The 12,716-nt window shown below is 41.4% G+C and carries 10 protein-coding genes; 1 reads left to right on the top strand and 9 read right to left on the bottom strand.

Features of this window, described 5'->3' with window-relative positions:
• Positions 1 to 5: 5 nt before the first annotated feature.
• Positions 6 to 785 carry an SGNH/GDSL hydrolase family protein gene (locus ABIS04_RS09325; RefSeq protein ID WP_350433295.1) on the bottom strand — a complete coding sequence of 260 codons (780 nt, stop codon included), beginning with the start codon at positions 783 to 785 and terminating at the stop codon, positions 6 to 8.
• Between the two features lie 471 nt (positions 786 to 1,256).
• Here ABIS04_RS09325 and ABIS04_RS09320 point away from each other — a divergent pair, with 471 nt between their 5' ends.
• Positions 1,257 to 2,876, top strand: a complete 1,620-nt coding sequence (locus ABIS04_RS09320; protein ID WP_350433294.1) for an NAD(P)/FAD-dependent oxidoreductase — start codon at positions 1,257 to 1,259, stop codon at positions 2,874 to 2,876.
• Between the two features lie 70 nt (positions 2,877 to 2,946).
• Here ABIS04_RS09320 and ABIS04_RS09315 read toward each other — a convergent pair whose 3' ends face one another.
• From ABIS04_RS09315 to ABIS04_RS09280, 8 genes are all read right to left on the bottom strand, one after another.
• On the bottom strand, positions 2,947 to 3,852 hold the full coding sequence (locus ABIS04_RS09315; RefSeq protein ID WP_350433293.1) for a haloalkane dehalogenase: 906 nt from the start codon (positions 3,850 to 3,852) through the stop codon (positions 2,947 to 2,949).
• Positions 3,853 to 3,998: 146 nt separating this feature from the next.
• Positions 3,999 to 5,171, bottom strand: a complete 1,173-nt coding sequence (locus ABIS04_RS09310; RefSeq protein WP_350433292.1) for a VWA domain-containing protein — start codon at positions 5,169 to 5,171, stop codon at positions 3,999 to 4,001.
• A gap of 6 nt (positions 5,172 to 5,177) precedes the next feature.
• Positions 5,178 to 6,011, bottom strand: a complete 834-nt coding sequence (locus ABIS04_RS09305) for a MoxR family ATPase (protein ID WP_350433291.1) — start codon at positions 6,009 to 6,011, stop codon at positions 5,178 to 5,180.
• Between the two features lie 439 nt (positions 6,012 to 6,450).
• Positions 6,451 to 7,449 carry an NADP-dependent oxidoreductase gene (locus ABIS04_RS09300; protein ID WP_350433290.1) on the bottom strand — a complete coding sequence of 333 codons (999 nt, stop codon included), beginning with the start codon at positions 7,447 to 7,449 and terminating at the stop codon, positions 6,451 to 6,453.
• 85 nt (positions 7,450 to 7,534) lie between these two features.
• Positions 7,535 to 8,599, bottom strand: coding sequence for a patatin-like phospholipase family protein (locus tag ABIS04_RS09295; protein WP_350433289.1), 1,065 nt, complete (start codon positions 8,597 to 8,599; stop codon positions 7,535 to 7,537).
• Positions 8,600 to 8,643: 44 nt separating this feature from the next.
• On the bottom strand, positions 8,644 to 10,308 hold the full coding sequence (locus ABIS04_RS09290) for an AMP-binding protein (protein ID WP_350433288.1): 1,665 nt from the start codon (positions 10,306 to 10,308) through the stop codon (positions 8,644 to 8,646).
• 103 nt (positions 10,309 to 10,411) lie between these two features.
• Entirely contained in the window at positions 10,412 to 11,593 is a 1,182-nt protein-coding gene (locus ABIS04_RS09285; protein ID WP_350433287.1) for an acetyl-CoA C-acyltransferase, read from the bottom strand.
• Between the two features lie 131 nt (positions 11,594 to 11,724).
• Positions 11,725 to 12,645 carry an SDR family NAD(P)-dependent oxidoreductase gene (locus ABIS04_RS09280; protein WP_350433286.1) on the bottom strand — a complete coding sequence of 307 codons (921 nt, stop codon included), beginning with the start codon at positions 12,643 to 12,645 and terminating at the stop codon, positions 11,725 to 11,727.
• Positions 12,646 to 12,716 lie beyond the last annotated feature (71 nt).

Here is a 12,716-nt window from a genome sequence, read left to right as displayed (position 1 = left end):
TAAACTCATGTTGAAGCACAAATACCACCAACTATCTGCTCTACCACTAACGTCGCCCATGCGGTGTAAATTGGCGCGCCTGGGTGAAAACCGTCTTTAGCCATCACTTGGCGCATAAATTCCAGCATGGTGATGTCTTGATGTGGGTTTTCTAAGGGTAAATTAATCAATTTAAAACGGGTTTGAGCCTCTATGTCTTGTGCGAGGGATTGGGTATCTAGGTTAAGTAAAAGTTGCTGTAAATTATGATTAAATTGATTAGCTCGTTTGCCTAAACTCCAACGTAATGGATTAGGCAACGCGGGAAATAACCCCAGTGGGGGTACAGCGGTAACAAGTATCAGTTTCGGTTTGTATCGTTGAGTGATAAGTTTGAATAACTCACGTTGTTGTTTTAACCACTTATCACAGCTTACTGATGAAGTGATGTCGTTAACGCCTAGTGAAGTAATGATGACATCAAAATGGGCTTGGTTAAGAATAGGATGTGGCGTAGAAATATGTTCATTTAACGACTCAAGGGTACTGGCCGTAGTCGCACCTGTTTTGGCAAATAAACCATAATTTATATCACCTAGTGGGCTTAAATGCTCAATAACCTGCCCTAGTAATGCCTGATCTTGATTATCTACCCCAACGCCTGCAGCAGCAGAATCACCTAAAATCAATACACTCAGTTGTGGGTTAGGGCCTGTTTGACCAGAGCGCTCACCGCTCGGTTCAGGCAGTTTTGGCGTAGTACGGCGAACCTTAAGCCCTTGTAACACTAGTACTGGGGCCAGCATGATAGTTAATCCCTGATGTAACATTAATACTTCCTTTCACTCAGTCCACGACAGTTGATGGTGTTTATTAGATAGTCATTTTGACTCATAAATAACATATCTTGTTTCACCTACTATTGCGATAGCCTTTTACTTGCTACGCACTTGTTTATGGGCTGATTTTTACGTGATTTTAATGTATTAAAAATTAACTTAATAGCGTAACTAGCTGCCACAAATACTCACAACCAAAATTGTGGTTTTAAATGTTCCCCAGTTATAGAACTGTACTGATTTTTGGAAAAAGAAAAGTCATTACCTGCAATCAATCCCCTACCTAAACACGTGTAAAATCTTGCTGAAATCGAACATCTTCAGGTAGATTGAGCATAAAGCAGTGTAAACGGTATATGGTCTCAATGGATAATTTCATTTTGGGGTTAAATCACGTAAACTACGCGCTGTTTTTTAAGTCTCTATTTTAGGTAAATCATGATCCGTTTAAACCAAATAAAATTGCCTCTCGACCATAATGAAAATGCTCTGCAGGAAGTTGTATTACAGAGGCTTTCAATATCAGCGGATCAGCTGGTTGACATACATGTTTTTAAACGTGGTTATGACGCACGTAAAAAAAATGCAATATTCTTAATCTATACCTTGGATGTCACCTTAACTAACCTAGACGAAACAGCATTATTGGCATCATTGGTTGATGACCAAAATATTCGCGTAACGCCTGATACTGATTATAAATATGTCGCCAGCGCACCAAAAGAATTAACCGAACGCCCAATTGTCATTGGCATGGGGCCTTGTGGTTTATTTGTTGGTTTAATATTGGCGCAAATGGGCTTTAAACCCATTATTTTAGAGCGAGGAAAATCAGTACACGAACGTGCTAAAGACACTTTCCGTTTCTGGCGTACTAGCGAATTAAATACCGAATCTAATGTGCAATTTGGTGAAGGTGGCGCAGGCACATTTTCTGATGGAAAGTTATATAGTCAGGTTAAAGACCCAGGATTCAAAGGCTTAAAAGTAAAACGTGAATTTGTTGCTGCTGGTGCACCTGCTGAAATTATTTATGTAAGCAAACCCCATATTGGTACCTTTAAACTGGTCACCATGGTTGAAAAAATGCGTACTGAAATTATTCGCTTAGGTGGTGATATTCGTTTCGAAACCCGTGTAGACGAAATTAACATTACCGACCGCCAAGTTACAGGTGTCACCCTTAGAAATGGCGAAGTGCTTCATTCTAAACATGTGATAGCAGCCATTGGCCATAGTGCCCGCGATACGTTCCAAATGTTACATGATAAAGGCGTGTATATGCAGGCCCAATCGTTTTCAATTGGTTTTCGGATAGAACATAAACAAGACATGATCGACAAAGATCGTTTTGGCATCAATGCTGGTCACCCTATATTAGGCGCGGCAGATTATAAGTTAGTCCATCACTGTAAAAGTGGTCGCAGTGTTTACAGCTTTTGTATGTGTCCAGGTGGTGTTGTCGTAGCGGCAACCTCAGAAGAACACGCAGTAGTGACCAATGGTATGAGCCAATACTCGCGTAGTGAACGAAATGCCAACAGCGCCATTGTAGTGGGCATTGATCCAAGTGATTTTGATAACGATCCACTGCAAGGCATCGCACTGCAACGTAAATTGGAGCGTAATGCTTATGTCATGGGTGGTAGTAATTACGATGCCCCCGCACAAATGGTAGGCGACTTTTTAGCTGCGGGGACAGGTAAACCGTTTGAAAATGTCGAACCCTCTTACAAACCTAATGTGAAAATGACCGATTTAAGCGATGCATTACCAGAGTTCGCCATTGATGCTATCCGCGAAGCCATCCCTGCTTTTGGTAAGAAAATTCGTGGCTTTGACAGTAAAGATGCCATGCTAACCGGCGTTGAAACCCGTACATCCTCACCAGTACAAATTAAACGTGGCCCGGATTACCAAAGTATCAATACCAAAGGTTTATACCCTGCAGGTGAAGGCGCTGGTTATGCTGGTGGTATTTTATCGGCTGGTATCGACGGTATCAGTATTGCCGAAGCTGTTGCATTAGATATGATCAAAGAAATGACTAATGGCTAGAGTTGATATTTCAGTCTAATAAAAAAGCAGCCTCATATGGCTGCTTTTTTAGGCACAACTTACTCTTTTGTTAGTTATCTGCAATAAATTGAACGACAACTTCAGCCAATTCTTCGCCTTTATCTTCTTGTAGGAAATGACCCGCACTGACTATAGTGGTGTGTTTTTGCCCTTTTGTTCCCGGTATCAGTTTTTGCATGAGTTTGTCACCGCCAGCAGTGATTGGATCGGAATCACTAAACGCAGTCAAAAATGGCTTTTGCCATTGTGACAATACTTTCCAAGCTGCGCGATTCTTGTCTGCAGCAGGATCGTCCGGCGTTATTGGCACTAATAACGGAAATTGACGCGCGCCCTCTTTATAACTCTCATCCGGAAACGGCGCATCGTAAGCGGCAATAACTTCCGCAGATAATGTCGATACACAAGCACTGTTAATTAAGTTACCAGTTGGGAATATTTCAACGTCTTGTGAAAACTGACGCCACTTTTGAAACGCTTCGCCGGGTTCATGGTCACCTGTAGGCAACATGGTATTAGCACAAACTATTCGTGCAAACCGCTGACTTTCTTCAGCAGCTAAACGTAACCCAATTAACCCACCCCAATCTTGGCAAACTAAGGTAATGTCGGTGAGATTAAGTTGCAGCATTAATGACTTTATCCAATCAACGTGACGTTGATAAGTATAATCGTGACGTTTTGTCGGCTTATCTGAACGGCCAAAACCAATAAGATCAGGAGCGATAACACGATGACCAGCTTTAACAAGGATTGGGATCATTTTGCGATACAAAAAGCTCCACGTTGGCTCACCATGTAATAACAATATTGGCGCGGCATCCTTAGGGCCTTCATCAAGATAATGAACTCTCAGTTCACCACCTTCTGTGTCATCAACGTTTAAGTAATTCGCTGTAAAGTGGTAGTCAGGAAAATTGGTGAAACAACTGTCGTCGGTGCGTAAAAATTCCATATTACTTCCCTTCCTTATTATGTTTTCTATCAATATTGTCTGACTAATTTAACCTCAAGCTAAATAAACCACATGGCTTAGCTTACCTTTACAGATCCAGTGAGTGTTTACGTCACTGGATCGGTCATCAATAAAACGAACTGCTATTAACTAAGATCTTTAATCGCTCGGCCTATGCCATCAACTGTCAGCGGGTACATTTTGTTATTCACTAACTGCTGAATAATGGAAATAGAGTGATGTATTGGCCAGCGACTTTCTGGTTGTGGGTTGAGCCATGCCACTTTATTGAAATGACCTAATAATTGATTCATGTATTCAATGCCGGGCTTTTCATTCCAATGCTCAACACTGCCGCCTTTAGCAATAATCTCGTAAGGACCCATGGTCGCATCGCCGACAAATATGACTTTGTAATCGGCACCAAATGTTCTGATGACTTCTTCTAAATCAATCATGTTATCAAAGCGGCGGTTATTGTCTTGCCAGAGTTTGTCATACACGCAGTTATGGAAGTAAAAAAATTTTAAATGCTTAAACTCGCTGTGCGCCGCAGAAAAGAGCTCTTCACATGTATGAATATAATCATCCATAGAGCCGCCGATATCGAAAAACATCAACACTTTAACGGCGTTGTGACGTTCGGGTTCCATGTGCACATCTAACATGCCACCATTTTGTGCAGTGGAACGGATAGTCGTATTGATATCTAGTTTTTCGCTGGCGCCAGTGCGGGCAAATTTTCTGAGTTTTTTAAGCGCTAATTTAATATTTCGGGTCCCAAGATCACGGTCTTGGTCGAAGTTTTTAAACTCGCGTTTATCCCATACTTTCACAGCACTGTTGTTACGGTTTTTATCTTGGCCGACTCTAATCCCTTCAGGGTTATAACCGTATGCACCAAAGGGCGATGTGCCACCCGTACCAACCCACTTATTACCGCCGGCATGACGTTTTTTCTGTTCTTCTAGACGTTCTTTTAACGCCTTCATTAATGCTTCAAGCCCGCCTAAGGATTTAAGCTTGTCTTTTTCTTCTTGAGAAAGGTGCTTTTCAAACTCCTTACGTAGCCAATCCTCAGGCAAAATTTTATCAAAAATATCAATGCTTTCGATGCCTTTAAAATACTCAGCAAAGGCGTTGTCGTATTTGTCATAGTGGATCTCATCTTTAACCATGACAATTTTGGCAAGGTTATAAAACTCTTCCACATCTGCAAACACAACCCCAGCTTTTAATAACGCAATCAAGTCTAGTAGCTCACGTAAACTACACGGCACTTTGTGCTTTTTTAGAGTCAGAAAAAAATCAATAAACACAATGCACTACCTGTTTCTGCGGCTCATGAAAGCCAGCTTTTCAATTAATGAAACGTCTTGTTCATTTTTTAGTAATGCACCAAACAAAGGGATAATGTCTGATTGTTTATTCAGCAATGTCTCTTGAGAAATATCATCCGATATCAGCAGTTTAAGCCAGTCGATTAATTCTGACGTTGAAGGCTTTTTCTTAATCCCATTAACGTCACGTAAATCGAAAAACACTTCTAATGCTTGCTGTAACAAGTCCTGCTTAACATTAGGATGATGCACGTCGATAATTTTTGCCATTTCATCTTTAGTAGGAAACTTAATGTAATGGAAAAAACAGCGTCTTAAAAACGCATCTGGCAGCTCTTTTTCGTTGTTAGAGGTAATGATGATAATAGGACGTTGCTTAGCTTTGATAACCTGCTGAGTTTCATACACATAAAACTCCATTTTATCGAGCTCTTGCAATAAGTCGTTAGGAAACTCGATGTCGGCTTTATCGATTTCATCAATCAATAAAATCGCTCTCTGATCTTCTTCAAACGCCTGCCACAATTTACCTTTAACGATATAGTTACCAATATCGTGCACACGGGCATCACCTAACTGGCTGTCCCGTAGTCGTGATACTGCATCATATTCGTATAACCCTTGTTGTGCCTTAGTGGTCGACTTAATGTGCCATTGATACAGTTTACAATTCAATGATCGAGCCAACTCTTCTGCTAACTGAGTTTTACCGGTACCGGGTTCGCCTTTAATTAATAACGGTTTCTCTAAGGCTATGGCGGCATTTACCGCTAAAGTAAGCTCGTTTGAGGCGATGTAGTTATCTGTACTTTTAAACATGGTCAACCTTTTCATTTATGTTGCTTTATCACTATTGATTAACATCGGCAGCCAAATATTTGTTGGCGTTACAATGTATCCATTAACGCAAAATGGCACATTACATTTAATCAACAAAAGCTCCAATTTAAGTCTTTTTTAATATTATTTTTATTTATATTACTTACTGTTTAACACTTTAGTGGTTAGCTATGTAGCTATGAATTCACATAACTCGTTAACCAATGGCTCGAGAACTATCAGTTAACGGATGAATATTCATGCCTTACTTACTAAAAGTAAACTAAAAAAGATTCATGCTAACGAAACTTTCATCTCATTTATCATTTAAACAAGCTAAACGACCGCTATATACACAGATTAGATCTAATCTAACAGCGTGATATATTCCCCCGCTGTTGGTGATTCATTTTTAGACCAGCACGTTCAATTAACGGCGTTATAATTTGACGATTAACTTGCCTTTGTTTTTACCAGTGAAAAACAAATTCAAGCCAGTCATTGCAGACTCAAGTCCATTTAACACATGGGCACGATGTTTAATTTGCCCTTTCATCACATAAGGCGTTAATTTTTCGAGCAATGCAGGTACATCGCCGAAATGGTCTGGCATGGTGAAACCTTGGATAATTAGGCGCTTTTTAATCACTTGGATCCAATTAGGGCCTAAATCAGGTACCGCTTTCGGGTAATCCGCAATCATGCCACATACTACAATTCGTCCATGGGCATTCATTCTGGCAAAAACATGGTGCTGAATTGGACCACCCGTGTTTTCAAAATACACATCAACACCCTTTGGGGTTAATTCTGCTAATTTGGCCGCTAGATCGTCTGTTTTATAATTGATGGCACCATCAAAACCTAACTCATTAACAATCCAATCTGCTTTTTCATCACTGCCGACGACACCGATAACGGTTAACCCATCTGCTTTAGCCAGTTGCCCTACTATTGAGCCCACTGAGCCTGCCGCGCCAGAAACGACAATGGTTTCGCCTTTTTGCGGCTTACCTACGTTAAATAGTCCTTGTGTTGCAGTTAGACCTGGCAATGCAAATACCGATAAAATGGCTTCATCTGGCAATGGCGCGGTGACTTTGTTTAAACCAGCACCATTACTTAAAAAATATTCTTGCCAGCCCATCATACCCATCACCCGATCCCCGACCTTAAAATCTGGGTTGTTACTTTCAACGATTTCACCAATACCGGAGCTGCGCATCACCTCGCCTAGCGCAACAGGTGGAATGTAACTTTCAGTGTCGGCACTCATCCAACCAAACATGGCTGGGTCCAGTGACATATGATTTTGTTTAACTAAAAATTGCCCTTGTGCCACTGTTGGCATTTCTTTTTGGACCACTTCGAATAATTGTGGACCTACAGGGCCGGCGTCTGGGCGTGCGATTAAGTTAATGGCTTTATATGTGGTCATGTTCAAATCCTTTTTTAAATGAGTTATCGTCAAAATATTAATGACAAGTGTTTAATTGATACCAAAAAATGAAATCTTGTCACCATTAAGCGAGTAACTGCTCAATGCTTTTAATGCTGTCGATATTCTGTTGTTGATAAAAATCTTTAAAATGTTCTGCTAACTTTTCACTTTCAACAAACACCTGTTGCCAGTACTGTAAGCGCTGCGCTGGTTTCATTTCGACAAAATCACTGCGGTCTGGAATTTTATTAAACGGCAGTGATGCAACAAACTCAGCTGATGGACATAAAAGCACGGTTTTATCGTAGTGTTGTAAACGCGCTTTACGAGACAGGTTTTTATCAAACCAGCCAGGCTTTAATGTAGAACTGAAATGTGGATACAGAGTTAAGCCTTCATTTTGAATATTAAAATCAAAATGATAATCGATAATCCCGCCATCGCGGTACATGCCTTTTGGGCAATCGACAATGTCTTTTATGCCTTGCATCACGATAGGAATTGAACCCGATGCTAATAGCGCCGCTTTAATATTGCGTTGGCTCAATGCCATAGACGTTGTGGTGATATTGTCAGGATCATAAATGCTTAAATCGCTTTGACCATGTTGAAAAATGTAACGCTCATACTGACTGTTAAGCAGAGGCCTACTGATGGTATTTCTGACAAAACTGTTGAATAATCCAGCCCCTTGCAGCAGCTTATTTTCTGATGCAACCAATCCATTACATTTAGCAACAATAAAATGGGCTTTAAAGACTGGGTTATTAATAATTTCATCTGCACCAGTGTCACCAAATAACTCATCAAGTAATTCAACTGCTTTGGCTGTTATTTCGTCTGGTTGCGGTTTAGTGTCATCCGAATAAACGGTTTCACTGTAATTTTTGGCTAAGCGTTCTATCGCCGCTACAGGGTCTTTTTGAGCAAAGCACGCGGCGCGAAAGGCGCCGGCACTTGATCCAATCAGGTTTAAAGGTTGTTGTCTGCCTTTAAAAAACTCCCCAAAAAGGTATTTGTCTAACCCCAGTAAGGTGAACCATTTAGGTCCACCACTTGCGCCGAGGAAAGAACTGAATATCTCTGGAGTAAACCCTTGTTGCTGTATCGTTTTTAAAGCCGTTTTACCGGCATATATTTCTAACATATAACTCTTATTATTAAACCGTCGACGACTAGCGTCGACATACCTTAGGCTTTACTACGAAGATCTTTACGTAATACTTTACCCACATTGCTCTTAGGTAATTCATTCATAAATTCAATGACTTTAGGGCGTTTATAATTAGTGAGCATTTGATTACAATGATCAAATATATCCTGTTCAGTTAATGTAGGATCTTTGCGAACAATATAGACTTTGACTCGCTCGCCTGTAATATCGCAAGACACACCAACAGCTGCGGCTTCCAACACCCCTTCGTGCGACACAATCACTTCTTCAATTTCGTTAGGGAAAACGTTAAAACCAGACACGTTAATCATGTCTTTTTTGCGGTCAACAATTTTAAAGAAACCATTCTCGTCCATGGTGGCAATGTCACCCGTGGCTAACCAGCCGTCGATTAACACTTCGTCAGTGGCTTTTTGGCGATTGTAATAGCCTTTCATCACTTGTGGGCCTTTAACCCACATTTCACCAGGCTCACCTAATGCCACGTCTTCACCATCTGCACCGACTAAACGAATATCGGTTGATGATGCCGGTAAACCAATCGAGCCGTTGTAGCTTTTTTGGTTATAAGGACTCATTGTCACTAAGGGCGCACATTCTGTTAACCCGTAGCCTTCAAGTAAACGGCTTTTAGTCACTCGCTCCCAATGTTCTGCAACTGGCCTTTGCACCGACATTCCGCCGCCAAAACCCATTTTTAATGAACTAAAATCAAGTTGATCAAACCCTGGCGTATTCAATAAGCCGTTAAATAAGGTGTTGACACCCGTAATGACAGTAAAGCGATATTTAGCCAGTTCTTTTACAAAAGCAGGCATGTCTCTCGGATTGGTGATTAATAAGTTGGTGCCACCAAACGGTAAGAAGGCTAAGCAATTAGAGGTTAACGCGTAAATATGATAAAGCGGCAATGCAGTGATAATCAGCTCTTTGCCGATTTCATAAACGTTCTTGGTTACTGCATTGGACTGTTCTAGGTTGGCAACCATATTACGATGAGTCAGCATGGCACCTTTTGAAGGGCCTGTAGTGCCGCCAGTGTATTGTAAAAAGGCTAAGTCAGAACCGATAACATCAACCGGTATAAAGGTTTTTTTACTGCCTTTTGCCATGGCGTCATTAAATTTAACCGCATTAGGTAAATCGAACGCTGGCACCAATTTCTTCACGTGCTTAATCGCGCCGTTAACTAATGCGCCTTTAATTAGGCCTAATCGGTCACCCACACCAGTGGTGATAACATGTTTAACATCGGTTTTATCAATAACTGCCTGCAATACATGGGCAAAGTTTTCTAAAATTAAAATGGCTTTAGTGCCAGAGTCTTTTAATTGATGTTCTAATTCACGCGGGGTATACAGTGGATTAACATTCACCACCGTTAAGCCTGCGATAAGTGCACCAAATAATGCGATAGGATATTGCAGTGTATTGGGGATCATAATGGCAAACTTATCGCCTTTAACTAAACCTAAGTCTTGCTGTAAATAGGCTGCAAAGTCTGTCGCTTGCTGGGCAAGCTGTTGATAAGTAATACTGACATCCATGTTGATAAACGCCGTATTATCGGCATATAGCTTGGTATATTTTAAAAACAAATCTGCCAATGAGTTGTATTTATCTGGATCGATTTCAAACTCAACCCCAGGCGGATAACTCTTTTCTAGCCAAATCCTTTCCATAATACTATCCCCAATTATTACAAAATTATCAGCAGCCTACATTACCGGCTGCTGTGATTATTATTTTTATTCTCAACTCGCACACCCTAACCTACACACAGTTTTACAACACTTCAAATAAACCTGCTGCGCCTTGACCACCACCAATACACATACTGATCACCACATATTTAACGCCACGTCGTTTTCCTTCAATTAACGCGTGCATCACCATACGAGTACCGCTCATGCCATAAGGATGACCAATAGAGATTGCACCACCGTCAACGTTCAAACGATCGTATGGAATACCCAGTTTTTCGGCACAGTAAATAACCTGAACCGCAAACGCTTCATTGATTTCCCACAAACCAATGTCGTCAATAGTCAAACCATGGCGTTCAAGTAATTTTGGAATAGCAAAGATAGGACCTATGCCCATTTCATCGGGCTCACAGCCCGCAACCACCATGCCTCGGTAAGCGCCTAATGGCTTAAGACCGCGTTGCTCAGCAAGTACGCGTTCCATTACCACGACAGCGGCAGCTCCGTCAGACAGTTGAGAGGCATTACCACCGGTAATTGAACCGTTATCTTTAACGGCTTTTAAACCGGCTAAACCTTCAATATTGGTTGAAGGTCGATTACCTTCATCTTTTGTTAAGGTGACTTGTTCTTTACTGATATCACCGCTGGTTTTATCCATGACCAGTTTGGTACAAGTGACAGGTACAATTTCATCATTAAATTTACCTGCAGCTTGTGCCGTAGCAGTGCGTTGTTGTGAGGTTAACGCATAGGCATCTTGTGCTTCACGCGAGATATCATATCGATTAGCAACCACTTCTGCAGTATCTAGCATCGGCATATAAATAGCGGGACGATACGCTTTTACACTAGGGTCAACCGCACGGTGCATGTTCATTTTATCGTTTTGTACCATGCTGATTGAATCACAACCGCCTGCAACCAATATTTTAGCGCCATCACAAACAATATGATTGGCAGCAATAGCAATAGACATTAACCCTGATGAACATTGACGATCTACTGTCATACCTGGCACTGACACAGGCAGATTTGCTGCCATCGCCACTTGACGGCCAAAGTTCATTCCTTGGTTACCTTGAGTTAACGCTGCACCAAAAATACAATCTTCAATGTCATTAGGGTCAATACCTGCACGTTCAACTGCTGCGTTGACGGCAACGGCAGCTAACGTTGGTGCAGATAAATCGTTAAACGCACCGCGGTATGCTTTACCGATCGGGGTTCTTGCTACAGATACAATAACGGCTTCTCTCATGATAATTCCTTTGTTTATCTGTCTTCAAAGACATGTAGTTATTATGTTTGCAAGATTGAGCTTGGTATTAATGGTAATGTTGTTCACTTAATATCAAATTAAATATCAAACGCAATCTGCATGAAAATGATTTATTGCTGTTGCGACTTCATAAAAGCCATCGCTTTCATCACAAACTTCTCGCCTTGTTGGGCGCCAGACTTCAACGCTTTTTGATTATCTTGCGCGGTGAGTTGCGCCCAGTTATCTCGAACGGCTTCTGGAGTTTGTGATGCTTTAGGAATAAAACAGCCTTCGGTTTCAAAAATGCTCGCACTTGAATAACCGCCTGCCCCAGCACATAAAATAAAGCGATTTGGCGCGTGTTCATCACACAAGGTCAACATGCCTGCAGTAACCGCTTCTGGCGCAAAGGCTTTAACGATTTCTTCAGGCATTAAATCTTCGGTCATACGTGTGCCCGCAGTGGGAGCCAGCGCATTGATGTGGATATTATTTTTCGCTCCTTCAAGCACTAAGGTGTTCATTAACCCAAGCACCGCCATTTTGGCGGCGCCATAGTTAGACTGACCAAAATTACCGTACATGCCACTTGACGAAGTAGTCATCACAATACGGCCATAGTTTTGCTGCCTCATGATTTCCCAAACCGCTTTAGTGCAGTGAACAGAACCCATCACGTGCACATCCATCACTAGCTTAAAGTCATCTAATGTCATTTTAGAAAACGACTTATCTCGCAATATGCCGGCATTATTAATTAAAATATCTACACGGCCCCACTTGTCCATGGTTTGTTGCACCATGTCTTGTACTTCATCAAAGTTGGCTACGTTTGCACCATGGCTAATGGCTTCACCACCCATTTCTTCAATTAAACGAACCACATCTTGTGAGGCTGCTGAAGATGCACCGCTACCATCGCGTGCACCACCTAAATCATTTACCACGACTTTGGCGCCACGTTTGGCGAGTTCCAATGCATGTGAACGGCCTAAACCATTACCGGCACCCGTTACTATGGCTACTTGTCCTGCAAAACTGATCGTCATAATGTTTCCTTAACGCTTATATGTACTTTGTTATTGTTGTTTTACGTTCATGTGTAGATTGTTTGGTGTAA

Source organism: Shewanella sp. H8 (genome assembly GCF_040285065.1).
Classification (GTDB): Bacteria; Pseudomonadota; Gammaproteobacteria; order Enterobacterales; family Shewanellaceae; genus Shewanella; species Shewanella polaris.
Note: the sequence above shows the minus strand (reverse complement) of the source record. Positions and strands in the feature narration are given on the sequence as shown.

What these genes read in the sequence shown, in the direction of transcription:
- ABIS04_RS09320 (WP_350433294.1), top strand. Translation starts at nt 1,257, where the DNA reads ATGATCCGTTTAAACCAAATAAAATTGCCTCTCGACCATAATGAAAAT.
- ABIS04_RS09305 (WP_350433291.1), bottom strand. Translation starts at nt 6,011, where the DNA reads ATGTTTAAAAGTACAGATAACTACATCGCCTCAAACGAGCTTACTTTA.
- ABIS04_RS09280 (WP_350433286.1), bottom strand. Translation starts at nt 12,645, where the DNA reads ATGACGATCAGTTTTGCAGGACAAGTAGCCATAGTAACGGGTGCCGGT.
- ABIS04_RS09300 (WP_350433290.1), bottom strand. Translation starts at nt 7,449, where the DNA reads ATGACCACATATAAAGCCATTAACTTAATCGCACGCCCAGACGCCGGC.
- ABIS04_RS09325 (WP_350433295.1), bottom strand. Translation starts at nt 785, where the DNA reads ATGCTGGCCCCAGTACTAGTGTTACAAGGGCTTAAGGTTCGCCGTACT.
- ABIS04_RS09285 (WP_350433287.1), bottom strand. Translation starts at nt 11,593, where the DNA reads ATGAGAGAAGCCGTTATTGTATCTGTAGCAAGAACCCCGATCGGTAAA.
- ABIS04_RS09290 (WP_350433288.1), bottom strand. Translation starts at nt 10,308, where the DNA reads ATGGAAAGGATTTGGCTAGAAAAGAGTTATCCGCCTGGGGTTGAGTTT.
- ABIS04_RS09295 (WP_350433289.1), bottom strand. Translation starts at nt 8,599, where the DNA reads ATGTTAGAAATATATGCCGGTAAAACGGCTTTAAAAACGATACAGCAA.
- ABIS04_RS09315 (WP_350433293.1), bottom strand. Translation starts at nt 3,852, where the DNA reads ATGGAATTTTTACGCACCGACGACAGTTGTTTCACCAATTTTCCTGAC.